Annotated in this window: 15 protein-coding genes and 1 pseudogene; 9 read left to right on the forward strand and 7 right to left on the reverse strand. The window is 63.1% G+C overall.

Annotated features, from left to right (window positions below; all coding sequences use genetic code 11):
* Positions 1-30: 30 nt before the first annotated feature.
* Both Q0931_RS12365 and Q0931_RS12370 read left to right on the forward strand, forming a co-directional pair.
* Positions 31-2,022 carry an ATP-dependent DNA helicase RecQ gene (locus tag Q0931_RS12365; RefSeq protein ID WP_299260715.1) on the forward strand — a complete coding sequence of 664 codons (1,992 nt, stop codon included), beginning with the start codon at positions 31-33 and terminating at the stop codon, positions 2,020-2,022.
* Positions 2,023-2,029: 7 nt separating this feature from the next.
* A complete protein-coding gene (locus Q0931_RS12370) occupies positions 2,030-2,947 on the forward strand; it encodes a histone deacetylase (RefSeq protein WP_299260716.1) in 918 nt (305 codons plus the stop codon).
* A gap of 66 nt (positions 2,948-3,013) precedes the next feature.
* Here the strand turns inward: Q0931_RS12370 and Q0931_RS12375 are convergent, their stop codons facing one another.
* Both Q0931_RS12375 and Q0931_RS12380 read right to left on the reverse strand, forming a co-directional pair.
* Entirely contained in the window at positions 3,014-4,030 is a 1,017-nt protein-coding gene (locus Q0931_RS12375) for a LacI family DNA-binding transcriptional regulator (RefSeq protein ID WP_299260717.1), read from the reverse strand.
* Positions 4,017-4,325, reverse strand: coding sequence for a hypothetical protein (locus tag Q0931_RS12380; RefSeq protein ID WP_299260718.1), 309 nt, complete (start codon positions 4,323-4,325; stop codon positions 4,017-4,019). The genes Q0931_RS12375 and Q0931_RS12380 overlap by 14 nt, the downstream gene beginning before the upstream one ends.
* Before the next feature lie 46 nt (positions 4,326-4,371).
* Between Q0931_RS12380 and Q0931_RS12385 the strand changes: the two genes are divergently transcribed.
* The 5 genes from Q0931_RS12385 to Q0931_RS12405 are packed head-to-tail and all read left to right on the forward strand — an operon-like array spanning position 4,372 to position 10,322.
* A complete protein-coding gene (locus tag Q0931_RS12385; RefSeq protein WP_299260719.1) occupies positions 4,372-5,301 on the forward strand; it encodes a tripartite tricarboxylate transporter substrate binding protein in 930 nt (309 codons plus the stop codon).
* Positions 5,302-5,342: 41 nt separating this feature from the next.
* Positions 5,343-5,780: a tripartite tricarboxylate transporter TctB family protein gene (locus tag Q0931_RS12390; RefSeq protein ID WP_299260720.1), complete on the forward strand. Its 438-nt coding sequence runs from the start codon at positions 5,343-5,345 to the stop codon at positions 5,778-5,780.
* 18 nt (positions 5,781-5,798) lie between these two features.
* Positions 5,799-7,307: a tripartite tricarboxylate transporter permease gene (locus Q0931_RS12395; protein WP_299260721.1), complete on the forward strand. Its 1,509-nt coding sequence runs from the start codon at positions 5,799-5,801 to the stop codon at positions 7,305-7,307.
* Between the two features lie 55 nt (positions 7,308-7,362).
* Positions 7,363-8,514 carry a mandelate racemase/muconate lactonizing enzyme family protein gene (locus Q0931_RS12400; RefSeq protein WP_299260722.1) on the forward strand — a complete coding sequence of 384 codons (1,152 nt, stop codon included), beginning with the start codon at positions 7,363-7,365 and terminating at the stop codon, positions 8,512-8,514.
* A 23-nt stretch (positions 8,515-8,537) separates the two neighbouring features.
* Positions 8,538-10,322, forward strand: coding sequence for an alkaline phosphatase family protein (locus Q0931_RS12405; RefSeq protein ID WP_299260723.1), 1,785 nt, complete (start codon positions 8,538-8,540; stop codon positions 10,320-10,322).
* A 161-nt stretch (positions 10,323-10,483) separates the two neighbouring features.
* Here the strand turns inward: Q0931_RS12405 and Q0931_RS12410 are convergent, their stop codons facing one another.
* From Q0931_RS12410 to hemC, 5 genes are all read right to left on the reverse strand, one after another.
* Positions 10,484-13,207: a pitrilysin family protein gene (locus tag Q0931_RS12410; protein ID WP_299260724.1), complete on the reverse strand. Its 2,724-nt coding sequence runs from the start codon at positions 13,205-13,207 to the stop codon at positions 10,484-10,486.
* Between the two features lie 158 nt (positions 13,208-13,365).
* Positions 13,366-14,586, reverse strand: coding sequence for a heme biosynthesis HemY N-terminal domain-containing protein (locus Q0931_RS12415; RefSeq protein WP_299260725.1), 1,221 nt, complete (start codon positions 14,584-14,586; stop codon positions 13,366-13,368).
* A complete protein-coding gene (locus Q0931_RS12420; RefSeq protein WP_299260726.1) occupies positions 14,583-15,839 on the reverse strand; it encodes a uroporphyrinogen-III C-methyltransferase in 1,257 nt (418 codons plus the stop codon). The genes Q0931_RS12415 and Q0931_RS12420 overlap by 4 nt, the downstream gene beginning before the upstream one ends.
* A 17-nt stretch (positions 15,840-15,856) precedes the next feature.
* Positions 15,857-16,606: a uroporphyrinogen-III synthase gene (locus Q0931_RS12425; protein ID WP_299260727.1), complete on the reverse strand. Its 750-nt coding sequence runs from the start codon at positions 16,604-16,606 to the stop codon at positions 15,857-15,859.
* Between the two features lie 60 nt (positions 16,607-16,666).
* A complete protein-coding gene (gene hemC / locus Q0931_RS12430) occupies positions 16,667-17,620 on the reverse strand; it encodes a hydroxymethylbilane synthase (RefSeq protein ID WP_299260728.1) in 954 nt (317 codons plus the stop codon).
* A 195-nt stretch (positions 17,621-17,815) separates the two neighbouring features.
* Between hemC and argH the strand changes: the two genes are divergently transcribed.
* Both argH and Q0931_RS12440 read left to right on the forward strand, forming a co-directional pair.
* Positions 17,816-19,243, forward strand: a complete 1,428-nt coding sequence (argH, locus tag Q0931_RS12435) for an argininosuccinate lyase (RefSeq protein ID WP_299260729.1) — start codon at positions 17,816-17,818, stop codon at positions 19,241-19,243.
* Positions 19,240-19,341: pseudogene (locus Q0931_RS12440) on the forward strand (lipoprotein); the annotation flags it as partial. The gene argH and the pseudogene Q0931_RS12440, both read left to right, overlap by 4 nt.
* Positions 19,342-19,475: the final 134 nt, after the last annotated feature.

A 19,475-nucleotide genomic window follows, 5' to 3' on the forward strand; every position in this document is an offset into this window, starting at 1 on the left:
GTCCCTTCCCGTGATGACCGGAGCCTTCGAATGACCAATGACGTGACCGACCCCGCGCACTATACGCTTGAGACGGTGTTCGGCCTCGAGCACTTCCGCGAGGGCCAGGGCCAGGTCATCGAACGGGTGCTGGCCGGGCGCTCCGCCGCGGCCATCTTTGCCACCGGTGCCGGCAAGTCGCTGTGCTATCAGCTGCCAGCCCTGCATTTGCCGCATCTGACGCTGGTGATCTCGCCGCTGCTGGCGCTGATACAGGACCAGCTCACCTTTTTGAAGTCCCGCGGTATTGCAGCCGAAAGCATCGACTCGACCATGGACCGTGACGCCGTGCGCGAGGTGATGACGCGCGCCCGCCAGGGTGATCTGAAGATTTTGATGGTGTCGGTCGAGCGGCTGCGCAACGAACGCTTTCGCCACTTTCTCAATCAGATCCCGATCTCGCTGATGGTGATCGATGAGGCCCACTGTATCTCCGAGTGGGGGCACAACTTCCGCCCGGACTATCTGCGCCTGCCCGAGTATCAGCGCGAGTTCAATATCCCTCAGGTGTTGCTGCTGACGGCCACGGCCACGCCCGGCGTCATCGAGGACATGCAGCGAAGCTTTGCCATCGAGGAAAGCGATGTCATCACCACCGGCTTTTATCGCCCCAACCTGAACCTGCAGGTGCGACCGGTGGCACAAGGCCAGCGCGTTGATGCGCTGATCCATTGGCTGGCGCCGCAGCAGGTGGCAGGTCAAAAAGCCCCGACCATCATCTATGTCACCCTGCAGCAGAGTGCCGAGACCGTGGCACGGGCGCTGCTGGCGCGCGGCCTTCAGGCACGCGCCTACCATGCCGGCCTGACCGCCGAGGTGCGCGATGAGATCCAGCAGCAGTTCATGCGTGGCGAGGTGCCGGTCATCGTCGCCACCATTGCCTTCGGGATGGGCATCGACAAGCGCAACATTCGCAATGTCGTGCATTTTGATCTGCCAAAATCGATCGAGAACTACAGCCAGGAGATTGGCCGTGCCGGCCGTGACGGTGCGCCCTCGACCTGTTTGATGCTGGCCGGCCGTGATGGACTGGGCGTGCTTGAAAACTTCACCCACGGCGACACGCCCGAGTGCGAAGGCATTCAGCGAGTGCTGGAAGAGATTCAGGCCGCAGGCCGGACGTCGGAACGCCAGTGGCCGGTGGTGATGAACACGCTCTCGCGCGACAGCAACATTCGCACGCTGCCGCTCAAGACCCTGCTGGTGCGCCTTGAGATGCAGGGCGTGATCGCGCCGCGCTTTACCTACCTGGCCGAATATCGCCTGCGCTACGAGATGGCACCTTCGGAACTGGCCGCAAGGTTTGAGGGCGAGCGCGCCGAATTCATCCGGCTGGTGATCGACAATATCCCCATCGCCCGCACCTGGGGCACGGTGGATTTCGAACGTCTTCATCAGGCGGGGCTTGCCGCCGACATTGATGCCACACGCACCCGCGTCATCACGGCCCTTGAGTACTTTCAGGACAAGGGCTGGGTGGTACTGGAAGGCAAGCGCATGACGGATGTCTTTGAGGTCTGCCAGCCCGATATCGACCCACCGGTCATGGCGCGCGAGCTGCACGAGGGCTTTTGTCAGCGGGAGCAGGTCGATATCGAACGGCTGTCCAGCATGCTGGCACTGTTTGAAACCGACACCTGTCTGTCGCGACGGCTGGCGCTGCACTTTGGTGATCCGCGCGCACCCGAGCGGTGCGGACACTGCTCGGTCTGCGACGGCCATGTCGCCCGCCTGCCAATCTCACCGATGGCCACCCCCCTTGAGGAGATCGACTTCGAGGCCGTGGCCGAGCCCTTCATTGAGCGTCATCAGGCGCACTTTCAGCGCCCGCCCACACCGGAGCGGCTGGCGCATTTCCTCTGCGCGCTGGCCATGCCGGTGTTTACGCCGCTCAAGGCACGCGGGCTGAGCACGTTCGGGGCACTGGAGGGCTATCCCTATCCACAGGTACGCGCCCGGGCCGAACAGACACTCGGGTCGTGAGACCAGAATGCGTCTGCCGCTGATTCATCACCCTGGCTATACGTTTGACTGGCCCGAACGCCATCCCTTCCCAATGGCCAAGTTTCCCGCCCTACGCGAGCAGCTATCCACGCTGGGCTTCGATAATGATCCGCGGATCGACTGGATTGCGCCAACCCCGCCCTCCAGCACCCAGCTGCTGCGGGCCCATACGCCGGAATATCTGCAGACCTTCTATCTGGGCGACAGTGATCCGAAGGCCCGAAAGCGCAGCGGCTTTCCCTGGTCACCGGCACTGGTCGAGCGCACCCTGCTGGAGGTGGGCGGCACGCTGGCCACACTGACAGCGGCGCTTGAGACCGGGCTTGCCTGCAATACTGCCGGCGGCACCCACCATGCCTATCCTGACGCCGCCAGCGGTTACTGCCTGCTCAATGATCTGGCCGTGGCCGCCCACGAAGCGATGACCGTTCATGGGATCAACAACCTCCTGATCATCGACTGCGACGTGCATCAGGGCGATGGCACGGCATACGTCTTTCGCCATGATCCGCGCGTGTTCACCTGCTCGATTCATGGTGTGGATAACTTCCCCTTTACCAAGCGCCACAGCGATCGCGACATCGCCCTGCCCCGCGGCACCGATGATGCGGCCTATCAAAACGTACTGGCGCGCGAGATCCCGGCACTGCTGGATCAGCGGCGCCCGGCACTGGTGTTGTATGACGCCGGCGCCGACGTCCACGCCAATGATCGGCTGGGGCATTTCGAACTGAGCCTTGAGGGCCTCTACCGGCGCGATCTCTTCGTGCTAAAACAATGCCGCCAGCGCGACATTCCGGTGGCCGCAGTGATCGGCGGCGGCTACGACCGCGATCTCACCGCACTGGCCGAGCGCCACGCGCAGCTGTTTCTGGCCGCGCGCGACCTCCTCTGTCAGCCATAAAAAAGCGCCTGGCACTAATAGTGAGATCAAACATCCGTCGAGCCGGCGGCCGGCGTGATGGCAATCTCAGGTACTTTCGCGAGCGATGAGGCGCACGCCCAGATCGAGCAGGGTCTGGTCGCATGACTCTCCCCGAAGGCGATTTATCAGCAGGCGAGCAATATTTTCTCCTATGGCCTGTCGCGGCGGCTCGATGGTTGTCATGGGCGGGACAGTAGAGCCGGTAAAGTCCTGGTTGCCAAAGCCTGCCACGGCAACCCGATGAGGGATTGCCCAGCCCTGTCGCTGGCACTCAAGCATCACACCCAGTGCCACCATGTCGTTGGAGCAGGCGACCGCTTCGATTTCCGGCTCATCGACCATCAGTCGATGCATGATGTCTCCCGTTTCACGAGTATCGCTACGTCCGGCAAGCTCTTTTTTTACTACGTGTGCACCAGCCTCCTCCATGCACTGACGAAAGCCCTCATAGCGGTCATGGGCACGAATATCACGGGCAAAGCGTGTGCTGATAAAGGCAACCTGTCGATAGCCGGCCGCCAGAAAGTGCTCTGCCATCAACCGCCCACACTGAAAGTGGGAAAATCCCACCACCATGTCCAGCCCGGGGCTACCGTAATCCCACATCTCGACGATGGGAACCTCACTGTTGAGCAGAAGCGCGCGCGTCTTTCTGTTGTGCGCAAAGCCTGTCAACACCAGCCCGGCCGGGTTCCAGCTCATCAGCGAACGCAGGAGTTCTTCCTCTCGCTCAACATCAAATTCGGTGTTGCCAATCAAGAGCTGATAGCCGGCACGACGCAGATGATGCTCCAGGGTCTCCAGAGTCTCTGAAAAAAACGAGTTCGTGATGGTGGGCACCAGTACGCCAATGATTTTGGAACGTGAGGAGGCAAGCCCCCCTGCCATCGTGTTGGGCAGATAACCCAGTCGATCTATTGCAGCCTGAATGGTTTGTGCACGGACCGGCGAGACTTCTGCGGGACGTCGCAGATAAAGCGATACCGTACTGGGAGAGACACTGGCAAGACGCGCCACATCTTCCATGGTAACCCGCTGGGTGCCACGTCTACGCCTCGTCAAGACGATGCTTCCTGTTTTGTCGGATTAGAGTATTCATGCTTTCAGTCGTGATGGGCTCATCATTTTTCTGCGTTTCGTTTCCTGCACTGATCGCATGGTTTCGACACAGTCTGTTGCGCGGAAAATATGCCATGTCCCAGCAGGCATACAAAACCATCTCCAGCGCCTGAAGCAGCCATTGGTCGAAGGCTTCTACCAAAGACCAGGGAGGTACGGTTGTCTGCACTGTTATCGTAGCGCTACGATCATTGTCCTGATCCAAGTCTTCCAGAGCAAATAATTCAAGGAATGACACCCAATCATCCTCCTGTTTTCGCAGCGCTGCGAAAAGGACGTAAACAATGACGCTTCTACGTGCTTCCCTGGCTGCTGCAACGCTGGTCGCCACCACCACCTCTGCTGTTGCGGCCGATACGCTGGATATTGTCGTGCCCTTTGCCGCTGGTGGCGCCACCGACATTGTCGCCCGAAGCTTCGAACCCATCTTCTCCGAGCAGCTTGGCGTCACCTCGGTGATCCGCAACATTGCGGGGGCGAGTGCCACGGTAGGCACGGCAGAGGTCGCCGACAATGAAGGCAATCCCAACATCATCGGCTATGAACCGGCCGGCGCGCTCTCGATTCAGCCCTCGCTCAAGGATTTGCCCTACGGTCCGGAGAGCTTCACCTACGTCTGTCGCACGGTCTCCAACCCGATGTTTCTGATGGTGTCGAAGGATTCGGACATCGACTCCATCGATCAGCTCGTCGAGGAGTCCCAGGAGTATCCGTTTCTCTACGGCTCCTCCGGCCCGGGTACGCTTCCGCATCTCGCCATGGCCGCGCTCACCGTCAAGAGCGATCTCCAGGCCCAGCACGTGCCCTATAGCGGCTCCGGTCCGGCAATGAACGCACTCGACGGTAACGAGATCCAGGTCATGGCGGATACCGAGACCATTCTCGAGAACTACGATCTCAAACCGCTGGCGGTCTTCGCCGAGTCGCGCGTCGAAGGATACGAAGACGTGCCGACGTTCGAGGAACTCGGCATGCAGGATCTCGAGTTCTCGGTCTGGCAGGGGATCGTCGCGCCCAAGGGGATCTCCCAGGAACGTGCCGACGCCTTCGCCGATGCCTGCAAGGCGACCGTCGAGTCGGATCGCTTCGAGACGTTCGCCGACAAATCCGGGGTCAGCATCGACTACCTCGGCGCCGAGGACTTCAAAGCATTCGTCGCGCGGCGCGTCGAGGTCAACAAGCAGGTACTCAAGGACGCCGGCCTGACCGAGTAGGTCATGCGCTCGCTGGTTCGCCTGTCACCCAAGGAGTCGGTATGACGTCGACGCTGTTTCACCCTCGAGTCCTCACCGCTCTCGCGCTGCTGCTCGTCGGCGCGGGGCTGTCGGTCACGGCCTGGCAGGGTCCGTCCGACGCCATGCTGGTGCCGCGATTCGTGCTCGCGATCTGGTGCGCGGCGGCGCTGGTGGTACTGATTGGCGAGCTGATTCGTCGCGCGCCGATGCCGAGTGCCCCACGCTCGCCGCTGCCGCTACTGATGGCGGCGGTGCTGATCGCGGCCATCGCCACGGCGAGTCTCGGCTTTTTGATTCCGGTACTGCCGCTGGTGGCGCTGACGCTGTGGCTATTTCGCGTTCGCCAGCCGTTGTGGATCGCGCTGGGCACGCTGATTCTCGGCGGTGGGCTCTGGTTTCTGTTCCACCACGTGCTGCTGATCCGGCTGCCCACGCTGCTAACCAGCGGTCTGATCTGATCTTCGGAGACCATCGAGATGGACATCGTTCTCGCAGCGGCAGCGAATGCCTTCACTTGGCAGGCGCTACTCGCCATCGTCATCGGTACCTGGGCCGGCATCATCATCGGCGGTCTTCCCGGGCTCGGCTCGGTCGTCGGCTTGACGATCTTTCTGCCGTTCACTTTCGGTATGGACGTGATCACCAGCATGGCGCTGCTGATCGGGGTCTACTGCGGCTCCGTCTACGGCGGTTCGATCACCGCGATTCTGATCAACACCCCCGGTACGCCGCAGGCGGCGGCCACGACGTTCGACGGCTACCCGATGACCCAGCAGGGCAAGGTCGGCGAAGCACTAGGCTGGGCCACCTTTGCCTCGTTCTTCGGCGGGGTGCTGTCGTGCGTCATGCTGATCGTCGGCGCACCGCAGCTGGCAAAATTCGCGGTCAACTTCGGCTCCATCGAGGTGTTCGCGCTGGTCTGTCTCGCGATGCTCTGCATCGTGGGTGTCTCCCAGGGCAGTACGCTCAAGGGCATTCTCTGCGGCATGATGGGATTTCTGTTCTCGATGGTGGGCAGCGATCCGATCACCGGCGCGGATCGCTTCACCTTCGGCCAGTACGCCCTGAGTTCCGGTCTGACGCTGATTCCGGTCGTGGTCGGTGCCTTCGCGCTGTCGGAGGTGTTCGTTCGATTTTCGACTCGCGATGACGAAGCGGCGCGCATCCCCGAGGCGAGGCTCATATTCCCCGGCCTGCGCGACATCGGTCGGCGAATGATCGAGCTGCTGCGCGGCTCCTTCATCGGTGGCTTCATCGGCGCGCTGCCGGGTACTGGTGCAGCGGCGGCAGCCTTCATCAGCTACGCCTCGGCGCAGAAGTTGTCCCCTAGACGCAAGAATCTCGGCAAGGGCGAGCCGGACGGGATCATCGCGTCGGAATCTTCCAACAACGCCGTCACCGGCAGCTCGTTCATTCCCACCCTGGCGCTCGGTATTCCCGGCGACGTGGTCACGGCAATGATGATGGGCGCGATGGTGATTCACGGCATCACGCCTGGAGTGCGGCTGATGGCGGATCAGGCGCAGACGGTCTATTCGCTCTTCGTGGTGCTGATCATCGTCAACGTGGCGATGCTGATTCTCAGCAAGCCGTCGGTGGGCCTCTTTCGCTATCTGTTCAAGCTACCGCAGGGTTTCGTGATGGGCGGCATCGTCATGTTCAGCTTCATCGGCGCGGTCTCGGTGCGAGGCAACCCGTTGGATCTGGTGGTCGCAGCCATTACCGGCCTGCTTGCCTACGTGCTGCGCCGCGGCGGCTATCCGCTGGCGCCGCTGGTGATCGGCATGGTCCTCGGCCCCGAGCTCGAAAGCTCGCTGCGCCGCGGGCTTTTGATCTCCCGCGGTGACTTCACCGCTTTCTTCACCCACAGCACCATCGCCAGCGTGCTTTTTGTACTCATCGCCCTGTTCATCGCCGGCACGCTCTGGTCCGGATTCAGCCAGTGGCGCAAGGACCGCGCCGCCGGCGAGAGTCCGGCCGCGTGACTCGCACGCCGACACGTTCGATGCCCGTCGAGCTATCCACCGTAGAGAGACTCTCATGACCCGCGTGACCGATCTCAAGACCCATGTCCTCGCCGCGCCGCTGGCCGAGCCGTTCGCGTTCTCCCAGGGTTGGGTGCATCAGCGCACCGCCATGCTGGTGGAGATCACCACCGACGACGGCCTGACCGGCTGGGGCGAGTGCGTCAATCACGGCCTGCAGCCGCCGCAGGTCGCCCAGGCCATGGTCGAGCACGCGCTCAAGCCGCTGGTGATTGGCCGTTCGATCTTCGACCGCGAGGTGCTGTGGGAGGAGATGTACAACCACACCCGTCCCTACGGGCAGCAGGGCGTGGCGCTGTTCGGCATCGCCGCGATTGACGTCGCCCTGTGGGATCTCGCCGGCAAGGCGCTGAATCAGCCCGTCCACCGGCTGATGGGCGGGGCGTTTCGCCACCGCATCCGACCCTACGCCACCGGCTTCTATCGTCGCGAAGGCGGGCATTACCCGGAGGAAGTGGTCGAGGAGGCGCTGCGTCACCAGGCCAACGGCTACCGGGCGATGAAGATCAAGACCGGCTTCGGCATCGAGGCGGACATCCGCGACATGCGTGCGGTACGTGAAGCGGTCGGCGACGACATCGCGCTGATGATGGACGCCAACTGCGCCTATAGCGTGCCGGCGGCACGACGCATCCTGATGGAGCTCGAGGAGACCCGCGTGCACCTGTTCGAGGAGCCGCTGAGCCCGGAGAACCGCCATGGCTATCGCGAGCTCAAGGGAATCTCGAAAACCTGGATCGCCGCCGGCGAGAACGAGTACACCCGGCTCGGCTATCGCGACTGGATCGGCGACGGTGCCCTCGACGTGATCCAGCCGGACATCGGCGCCGCCGGCGGTCTCACGGAATGCCGCAGGATCGTCTCGCTCGCCCAGTCCTGGCACGTGCCGGTGATGCCGCACGTCTGGGGCACGGGCATCGGCCTGGCCGCGGCGGTGCAGCTGATCGCCAATCTGGCGCCTCAGCCGCTGTCGCTGACGCCGGACGAGCCCATGCTCGAGTACGACCAGTCCGCGCATCCCTTCCGCCAGGAACTGATCGGCGGCGAGTTCGGCCTCGACGCCGACGGCCTCGTCGCGGTGCCGGAGGGGCCGGGGCTGGGTATCGAGGTCGATCGTTCGGTCATCGACCGTTATCGCCTCGACTAAGCCCAACGACCCCGGAGTGTTTCATGAGCGAATCCAAAAAAATCCTGCTGCTGGGCGTCGACGGCCTGATTCCCGAACTCGTCGAGCGCTTCTGTGCCGAGGGCGTGCTGCCCAATATGCAGCGCCTGATCGAGGAAGGCGGCTCGACGCGCCTGCTGCCCTATATCTCCACGTGGGGAGATACCAACTTCGTCACGCTGTTGACGGGCCAAGCCCCCGGTACCAGCTGGGTCGGCCAGCGCCAGCCGCCGCGCGATACCCAGCATCTGCTCGAGCTGATGCGGGATGCCGGCAAGCGTGCCGCGCTGGTTCACTTTCCCGAGAGCCTGACGCCCGTCGGTGAGCGCGATCTCTGCCTCGCGCCGTTCTGGAGCGGCAAGGGGCCGGCACCGATGGAGCTGGCGCCGGCATGTCTGCACACCACCCGGTTGGCGAACTGGCAGGTGGACGAGCCCACCGAGGCGTTGGGCTGGCCGCCGACCGGCACGCTCGCCCATCATCAGAAGCACAACCGCTATGCGATCGAGCGTAATGGGGAGAGCTTTGTTGCCCATATTCCCGCGCATCGCGGCGTGCCGGTAGCCGTCACGCTGCAGGCCGAGGGCCAAGGGCTTCGGCTGACGGTCGCTGGCAGCGAAGCGAGTCTCGATGTCGACGAGTGGAGTGACTGGCTGGCGCTGGAAGGCGATCACGCCCTCGAAGGCAAGCCGGCCGCCGTACGCTTCAAGCTTCTGTCGTTCGACCCCGCCACCGGCGATATCGATCTGCTGCAGTCGCAGGTCACCGCGCCCGCGGGCGACAGCGGCAGGCCGGGGCTGACACGGCGACTGATCGCCCGTCATGGCCCCTTCATTTCCAAGTGGGCCGTCTCTGCCGACCCGGACAGCCGCTACTTCGAGACCAGCTTCGAGGAGGGGCGCTATCAGCTCGAGTGGCTGGTCGACAGTGCCCTGACGCTACTGGGCGACGAAGGCTTTTCGCTCTTTGCCACCGTCTTCCGGCTCAACGACGAGACCCATCACACGAGCCTCGCCCAGTGCGACCCGGCATCGATCTTTTACGACCGCGAGGATCACGCACGCTATCTCGCTGTCATCCGTCAGTCGTATCGCCTGCTCGACGAGGCGGTCGGCCGGGCGCTCGCCGGCTGCGACGAGCACACCACCTTCGTGCTCGCCTCCGATCACGGCGACGTGCCCAACAGTCACCTTTGCGATATCCACAGGCGATTGGCGGCGTTCGATCTGTGCACGCTCGACGACGCGGGGCGTCCGGACCCGAGCCGGAGCCGGGCGTTTCTCAAGGACGAACGCGGCGGGCTCGAGATCTTCGTCAACCGCGACCTCGTCCCGCACAGCGAGATCGAGGGCGTGAAGACTCACATTCTCAAGGCGCTCAACACCTGGTACGTCGATACCGAGTCGAGCGAGCGCAACGTCGTCGCGCTGGCGGTGAAGCGTGAAGACGCGGCTCCGCTCGGCTACTGGGGCGAGGCAATGGGCGACATCCTCTTCGCCTACGCGCAGGGCTTCGTCTGGGGCAGCAACGCCTGCGGCGACACCGTCGCGCCGGTGACCGCGCCCGGCGCGAATCACGGCCCGCAGGTGCCCACCGCGCGCACGGCGTTTGCCTCCAACCTCGGCGTCGCCTTCTTCCATGGTGCTGGTATTCGCCACTACGAAGGGCTCGATACCAACGCGTTACCGCGCATGGATAGCGTCGGCATGACGTTCGCCCGGCTGCTGGAACTTGCAACCGAGACGCTGGACGGCAAACTTCTTGCCGTCCTTAATGAAAGAAATTTTTGAGTTCCAAGACTTCGTCGTCAGCAAGATTGCATGAAATTACCGTAACCTGAAGCAGCGATTTGGCCGCGCGCGACCTCCTCTGTCAGCCATAAAAAAGCGCCGAGGCATGGCCCCGGCGCTTTTTTCCATTATGCGTTGTAATAGTCACCCCAGAGAGGTGACTACTGCGCCGCAGGCCCGCGAATACCGGTAACAAACCCATCCGGGCGAATATGGGCCCGAAAGGCGTCCTGCACCTCGGCCGGGGTCAGCGCCACGAACTGCTCCGCGGCCTTCGTGGTGGCATCCAATGGCTTATCGGAAAGCGCCAGATCCAGAAGCGATCCGCTGATGGCCCCATAGCTTGCTGCCTGCATTGGCATGGCCCGCAGCAGGATGCTTTTGGCTCGATGCAGATCGCTGTCGCTGACCGGCTCGTTTTGCAGGCGCTCAAGGTTATGAATGATCAGTTCGCGTGCCTTCTGGACCTTGTCGGGATCACTGCCGAAGCTGACATTGAAGCGCCCGCGATGGGCCTCAAGGCTCAGATTCGAGCTCACGCCGTAGACCAGCCCGCGCTGTTCGCGCAGCGCCTGATGCAGCCGCGAGGCAAAGTCGCCGCTGAGGACCTGATTACCCAGAAACAGCGCAAAGCGATCAGGACTGTCCCGATCCACATCGATCATCTGTGACATGGACACCTGCGACTGGCTGGCTGCGCTGTCGGGCGTGTGATAGGCACCGGCGTCGTTGAGCGGCACGGCCGGATAGTCCACTTCCGGCTTCGGACCCTGTGCTTTCCAGCCGCCGAAGTAGCGCTCGACCCGGTCGCGCACCTGCTCGGGGTCGACGTCCCCCACCACCACCATGGTGGTCATGTCCGGCCGTGACACGCGCGCAAAGTACTGCTTCACGTCCTCGAGCGTGAGGCTTTCCAGGGACTCGGGCGTCATGTGGCGCTGCATGGGGTCATCCTCGGGCAGCAGCGCCCCCAGCATGGCGTAGGAGTTCTGAAACCCCGGGCTTTTCAGACGACCGGGCAGCGCCTGGGCGCTCTGCTGTTTGAGAGTATCAAAGGCGTCCTGCGAGAAATTCGGATGGAGCTGATGCTCGGCCAGCAGCGCCAGCCCCTCATCAAGGTGTGCCTTCGGCACCACCAGTCCGAAGCGGGTACCGGCGCTTTCGTCGGCGCCCAGCTCGTCTACTGCGGCACGCAGGGCCCGACGATCGAGCGACTGGCTGCCGTAGCCGTACAGGCCTTCCAGAATGTCACTGACGCCCTCCTTGCCCGGCGGTGTTTGCAGATCCGCATTGGTATCGATGGCGCCGCTGAGCATGACGCGATCGCTGGCGGTCTCACGCTGCACGATCAGGCGCAGACCGTTGTCCAGTTGATAGTCCTTCGGATCGAGCGTCGAGACCGGAATGTCGAGGTTGTCAAAGGCGTGCTCGGCCCAGGGCGGCAACTCGACCGGACCGCTGGGCGTGGTGGTCAGATCCTCCGGCTTGCCATAGCCTTCGCTGCTGGTCGGCGCCCCGGAGGATTCCGGCGTCAGCACGGCGGTGACGGCGTGCTCGGGCTTCAAAAGTTTTCTGGCCAGCGCGTTGATCTGGTCAACGGTGACCGCCTCATACTGCGCCTTCATGTCCTGCGGGGAGTCGAGCCCGCGCTTGATCAGGGCATCGGACCAGGCGCTGGCCAGCCCCGACACCGACTCGCGAGAGGCATCCACGTCGGCAATGATCCGGCGCTTGGCCGCCTCGACCAGTGACGGGTCCACGCCATGGTTGACCACATCTTCGATGATATGGGTCATGCGCGCCTGAATCGGCGCCGGGTCGCCGCCCTGAGGAAAGACACCGACGGCCATGGCCAGCCCCGCGTGGGGCTGTAGCTGACCGCCCATGCCGCCGGCCAGGGCCGTGCCGTCATAGCCCATGGCGGCCAGCTCGCCGCGCTCGGAGCCCAGCACGTCCAGCAGCACCTGGGTGGTGGCGAAATCATCGTCCTGCAGGCCGGGCGTGCGCCAGCCCATATAGATCGAGCCATAGGGGCTGTTGGTGGGCAGCTCGATGGTGCGCGCCGTGACCGGTTTGAAATCAAAGTCAGGACGTTCAGGCAGTGCCTTTTCGGGAATGTCGCCAAAAAGCGTCTGAACCCGGGAAAGGGCCTTGTGCGGGTCCACGTCGCCGGCGATCACCAGTGTGGCGTTGTTGGGTACATACCACTGATCGTGAAAGGCCTTCAAATCGGCCGCCGTGGTCGTGTCAAAGGAGTCGCGCGTGCCCAGCGGCGTCCAGGCATAGGGTGTGCCGCGATAGAGCTCCTCGACCAGCTGGGTATAAAAGCGAAAGGCCGGGTTGGAGAGATTGCCCGACACTTCCTGCTCAATGGCGCCGCGCTCCTGCGCCCAGTCCGACTCGCTCATGTCGATGGCCTTCATGCGAGAGGCCTCGATATGCAGCGCCACATCCAGATCCTCGGCCGGGACGGTGAAGTGATACTGGGTGCGGTCATTTTCGGTAAAAGCATTCATGTTGCCGCCCATGTTGGCCGAAATGACCGAGAGCTGATCCCTGGAAAGCCCCGGGCCGCCGCGAAACATCATGTGCTCAACGGCGTGCGCGGTGCCGGGGAATTCGCTGGAGGCCTCGCTGGAGCCCACATGGTAGTTGACCTGAGTGGTAACGACCGGTGCCAGGTCACTGTGGACGATCACGACCTCAAGGCCGTTATCCAGCGTGGTGCGCAGCACGTCGTCCGACTGATCCTGCGCCTGGGCCACGCCCATGCCGGCCACGACCAGACACAGTCCAAGAGCCAGCTCTGCAAGGCGGCACCCCGAGCATGACAGACGCACACGCCACAAAAAGCCGACGTTATCCATGATGGCTGTTAACTGCATGCCCGTTGCTCTCCAAAACATTGCTCTCCAAAACATCGTTCCCCGAGATGTTGATTCTCTGCGCGGTCACTCACCAGACCGCACGGGTTAGCTCAAAACGTCGTGATGGTGCCATGAAAAAGAGCGCCCGCAGGCGCTCTTTCATTGAGGTGTCGAGACTAGCTGGTATGTTCGCTGGGCTGCGGCAGTGCCGGCAGTGAGCGGTCCAGCAGCTCCACGCTCTTGCGATAGTAGTGCTGACTCTTGCTGTGCTGGCCCAGGCTTGCATAGAGCCTGGCCAGCTCGGCACAGGCCACGCCACTGGGGCGCTGACGATGGCTGGCCTCGAAGTACTCCTGCGCCTTGCCCCAGTAGGCGTTGCGCAGCGAGAGCCGGCCCAGCGTCATCAGAAGCTCCGGGTCATTGGGGCGCTCCTGCAGCCACTTCTCGGCCGTAACCAGCTGACGCCCGGGCTCGACCGACAGCAGACCGTAATGGGCCACCAGACGGCTGTCCCAGCGATTGCGCAGCGACTGGCGAATCATGCTCTCGGCTTCGGCGGGATCATTGCCACGCGCCAGAATGGCGGCCTGCAGCAACACCAGATCCACGTCGCCCTTGAGGGATTCAGGCATCTCGGCCCAGAGCGTGCGGGCACGGTCATAATCCTTTTGCTGATCGGCCTGATTGAGAAGCGCCAGATAGGTGCGCCGCTCGAGCGTTTTGCGCTCTTCTTCGCTGATCAGGTCATGGCGCTCGAGCTTCGGCAGCAGCTGACGCATGCCCTCCCAGTCTTCCACGTTGAGATAGGCCTGCTTGAGCAGCTTGAGCACCTGCGGGTGCTCCGGCATCTGCGTCTGAAGCCGTGTCAGGGTGGCCAGCGCCTGCTCGGACTGCTGACGATCCAGCATCAGCTGCGCCTGCACCAGCCCGACGGCACTGTCAGCGCCCTCGGTGCTGTGATGCGCCTTTTTCAGAAGCTCGTCGGCCTGCTCATGACGACCCTGGTAGTGGGCCGCCAGCGCCGCGGAGAGATAATTGACCAGCGGCGTGGAGGAATCCTCGGCCGAGCGGGTCAGTGACTGCTCGGCACGCTTCCAGCGCCCTTCCGCCAGAGCGACCAGCCCCTTGACGGTGCGATGCATGGCCTGACGGTTGCGGGTACGGGCGTTCCACAGCTTCATCCGGCTGACCGGGCGACGCAGACGCCAGAGCAGACGCAGGACGAAATGCAGCACCAGAAAGAGCACAAACAGCAGCAGCATGCCGAACCAGAAGGAGGTCTGCATTGAGATGTCGCCGACCCGGATCAGGATGTAACCCGGCGTGGACATCATCAGCTGGCCGATCAGCGCCCCGGCGGCCAGCCCGACGACAATGAACAGGATCAGCTTTCTCATGAGGACGCCCCCTGACCGTTGCGACGGGCGTTCTGCAGCTTGTTGAGGGCCTCGGTCGAGCCGCTGATGTCAGGCAGCTCGGGGCTGATGTTACGCTGAGACAGCGACTCGAGCTGCTCGCGCAGACGCTGGACATTGCTGTCCTCGGTGCGGAAATAGGTCGTGATCAGCGTGCCGGCGCGCTCAAGGCTTTCACGATAGATTTCCTCGTTGCTGCGCATGACGCCCAGCTGGGCCTGTTCGAGCAGCAGACGCACATTCTGACGCAGATAGCCCTCCTGAGCGGGCGTAATCAGCGCTTCCAGCGGCTCGTCATGTCGACGAACCGTGACCAGATCCTTGAGCTGAGTGCCCATCCGCGAAAGCTGCTCGCGCCAGCCGCCGGAAAAGAGCGACCCGTCATCCTTTTGCGCCGCCAGCGCCTCGCTTTCCTGCGACAGCGGCAGCGTGTCGACCTGATTCGCCATGGCCGACAGGGTCAGAAACAGACCGTTCTGATCGACGTCGGGCAGGCTTTCCAGCTGTGACAGCTCCGAGGCGATCGCACGACGCACCGGCAGCTGGGCCGGATTGTCGATCTGGCGCAGGCGCTGGTCGGCGGTTTCAAGAAGCGACCGGGCCCCGCTGATGTCACGCTCGAGCTGCAGACGCTGGTTGGCCATGCGCAGAAGATACTCGATTTCGGCGTTTTGCCACTGGCGCTCGTCGGTCTGCTGGCTGCGCGTCAGCTCTTCCATCACGCGCGACAGCGCCTGATCGTTTTCCTGCAGTCTTGACTGAAGCTGGCCAAGGCGCTGATCACGCGACTCGAGCGCGCTTGAGATCTCGCGAGTGGACTGGCTGCTGCTCTGCTGAACCTGGTTGACGTCCTGGCGCAGTTGATCCATTTCGTTGCGCTGCTGCTCGAACAACCAGGCACCAAAGCCAAGGGCGGCGAGCGACAACAGCAGCAGGACAAGCAGAATGGGCAGCAAAATCGAACGACGTCCGCCCTTCTGGCGCGGCCGGTGCTCGGGGCGCATGTCACCGGGCTCGAACGGCCGACCGCTGCTGCTGACACCGGACTGGGCCGAGGCCGGCCCGGTCATGCTGCCGGTGCGTGTGCTCTCACCGGTGACCGCGGCATTTTCCGCAGCACCATTCGTACCGGTGTCGGCGCCTGCCGGAGCACTACCAGAGGGCATATCGCCGGTGGAAGCGCTGCCGGAAGAAGCCTTGCTGCGATCGTCGTTATCGTTTTCCTGCTTGCTCATTTATCGCTGCCCTTTTTTTAATCGGGTATGCCCGGCGCCTGGTGCCAGGCCATTGCCGAGGTCTTTGCCAATGTCTGCGGCGTGGCATCGCCGGCAATGAAAACACATTCGAAATGATACCTGCCTGCCATTGTAGCCAATCGCTGGCTGGAAACGACCAGTGCCCGCTTGCGGGTGGCCGGCGTGCACCACTGATCAAGGTACTCGAGCTGCTCCTGACTGGTCACGATCAATACCGCGAAGTCACCCTGCGCCAACAGTTCGCGTACTTCGCCCTCGGGTGGCTGCAGTCGCCGCTCATAGAGTGACAGCCGTGACACCTCTGCGCCACGCTCAAAAAGCGTCTGCTCGATCAGTTCACGTCCGCCTTCCCCTGACACCAGCGCAACACGCATCCCCTTGATGGCCTGTAGTCCCGGCATGTCGAGCAGCGCCTCGCTGGCGCTGCCGCTGCCCGGTGCCGGCGCGCTGACCTCGACCCCAAGCCCTGCGCTCAACACATCGGCCGTGCTGACGCCGGTCGCATGAAAGTCGATGCCGGTGGGCAACTGTGGCCAGCGTGCCTCAATGGCCTCGATCAGACAGGCCGCGGCAAACGGACTGGTACAGATCACATGTCGAAAGTTATCCAGATCATACAGGAGCGTGTGCTCGAAGGGAGTCGGCTCGCGTGCGACCAAAGTCATGATGTCCAGCGAGCGGGGCATCAGCCCGACCTGCTCCAGCGCCTGCTCCAGCGCCTGTGCTCGGGCGCCGGGGCGGGCCATCAGGGCAGTCGCTGTATGACTCGGGCCATTGATCGGACACGAAGGAGACATCCCGGGCCCTCAGCGCGGCGGCCGCTCGTCGGCATAGACGGCATCAAGGATGGCGCCGGCACCTCGTGCCAGCAGCTCTTCAGCCACCTGAATGCCCAGCGTTTCCGGATCATCGGCCGGGCCGCGCGCCTCGGCATGGATAACCCGAGAGCCATCGGGCGCCCCGACCAGGGCGCGCAACCACAACGTCTGATCATTATCTTCCAGCACGGCATAGCCACCGATGGGCACCTGACACCCCCCTTCAAGACGGGTGTTCATGGCACGCTCGGCCAGTACCCGCAGGCTGGACGTGTGATCAATCAACGGCGCGATCAGGGCGCGCAGGGTCTCGTCATCGCTGCGGCACTCGATCCCCAGGGCGCCCTGCCCACAGGCCGGCAGCATCACTTCCGGTGCCAGCCGCTCGGCAATGCGCAGATCCAGATTGAGTCGCTCAAGCCCCGAGGTGGCCAGCACGATGGCATCGAATTCGCCGGCATCGAGCTTGCCAAGGCGCGTCTGCACGTTGCCGCGCAGGCTGAGCACCTCCAGATCCGGGCGAGCGGCGCGAATCTGCAGGGCACGACGCAGGCTTGAAGTGCCGATGCGCGCGCCCTGCGGCAAAGCGTCGAAATTCGGGTAATCGTTGGAGACAAAGGCATCGGTGGGCGCACCACGGTCAAGAATGGCGTGCAGCCCAAGCCCTTCGGGGAAACTCATCGGCACATCCTTCATGGAGTGCACGGCGATGTCGGCAAGGCCTGCCAGCATGGCCTCCTCGAGCTCCTTGACGAACAGCCCCTTGCCGCCAATTTTGGCCAGCGGCGTATCCAGAATGCGATCCCCGCGCGTGGACATGCCCACAAGCTCGACCTCAAGGCCCGGGTGCAGGGCCTCAAGACGAGACTTGACGTGTTCCGCCTGCCACAGGGCGAGCTGACTCTTGCGGGTGGCGATTCTGATCGTGGCTCTGTCGGACACGAGCGCTCCTGTAGGGGTCAAAACGAGATGTGCATGATAAAGCAGTGGCGCCCGGCAAAAAACAGTCATTGCAGGCGTCAGGGCGCGTGTGGCGTGCCGACAGGCCATCGACTTCTTGTTACACTGACCCGCCCATGGAGGCGGCAACCGGCCGGCCTCCCGGTCCCGACCCTTTCGATGCAGGATCGCCAGCAGATGACGAACACCACCAATCAATCCTGGGGCGGTCGCTTCAGCGAGCCGACCGACGCCTTCGTGGCGGCCTTTACCGCCTCCATCGGCTTCGACCAGCGCCTTTATCATCATGACATTCGCGGCTCGATTGCCCATGCCACCATGCTGGCGCGCGTGGGCGTGCTGACCGATGACGAGCGTAACGCCATCATCAATGGTCTCAAGGAGATCGAGGCCGAGATCGAGCGTGGCGAGATCGAATGGTCCGTGGCGCTGGAAGACATTCACATGAACATCGAGGCGCGCCTTACCGACCGCATCGGTATTGTCGGCAAGAAGCTCCACACCGGGCGCTCGCGCAATGACCAGATTGCCACCGACATTCGTCTGTATCTGCGCGATGGCATCGACGCCGTGGCCAGCGAGCTCTCACGCCTGCGCCAGGGCCTGATCGAGCTGGCCGAACGGGAAGCCGACACCATCATGCCGGGCTTTACCCATCTGCAAAGCGCCCAGCCGGTCACCTTTGGCCACCATCTGCTGGCCTGGCAGGAGATGATCGCCCGGGATCAGGAGCGCCTGCTGGATACGCGCAAGCGTGTCAATATCATGCCGCTGGGCGCCGCGGCGCTGGCCGGCACGACCTATCCGATCGACCGTCACGTGACCGCGGAACTGCTGGGCTTTGACCGCCCGGCGGAAAACTCGCTGGACGCGGTCAGTGATCGCGATTTCGCCATCGAGTTTACCGCCTTTGCCAGCCTGTTGATGATGCACCTGTCGCGCATGAGCGAAGAGCTGGTGCTCTGGACCAGCGCCCAGTTTGACTTCATCGATCTGCCGGATCGTTTCTGCACCGGCTCCTCGATCATGCCGCAGAAGAAAAACCCGGATGTGCCCGAGCTGGTGCGCGGCAAGACCGGGCGTGTCTATGGCCACATGATGAGCCTTCTGACCCTGATGAAGTCCCAGCCGCTGGCCTACAACAAGGACAATCAGGAAGACAAGGAGCCGCTGTTTGATACGCTCGACACCGTGCTCGGCTCGCTGCGCGCCTTTGGCGACATGATCCCGGCCATCCGGGCCAAAAGCGACAACATGCATGCCGCCGCCAAACGCGGTTTTGCCACGGCCACGGATCTTGCCGACTACCTGGTGCGTCAGGGGGTGGCCTTTCGCGATGCGCATGAAATCGTCGGCAAGGCGGTCGCCTTCGGCATTGAAGAAGGTCGTGACCTCTCGGAAATGACGCTCGACGAACTCCAGCGTTTCTCGGATCACATCGGTGGCGACATCTTTGAAGTGCTGACCCTGGAAGGCTCGGTGGCGGCACGCAATCACATTGGCGGCACCGCACCAAACCAGGTGCGCGCCGCCGCACAACGCGCCCGCGAGGCGCTGGCAACGCTGCCGGCGCACGCCCTTGATCAGAAGGATCCCACGCAATGAACCGTCTGATATTGGCCATATTGACCACTCTGGTGCTGGCCGGCTGCGGCCAGACCGGCCCGCTTTATATGCCCGATGACCAGCAGTCCCTTGAGCGCTATGACCCGCAGGGCGACTATCAACAAAATGACGAGCAACAAAACGACGCGCAGCAGGGCGACGTGCAGCAGGGCGACGCTGGCCAGAACAGCGCCGACCGCCAGTCTCGCGAGGACTCGGCCAGCGTGCCCGA

It is taken from the genome of uncultured Kushneria sp. (assembly GCF_947497025.1).
In the GTDB taxonomy this organism is placed as follows: Bacteria; Pseudomonadota; Gammaproteobacteria; order Pseudomonadales; family Halomonadaceae; genus Kushneria.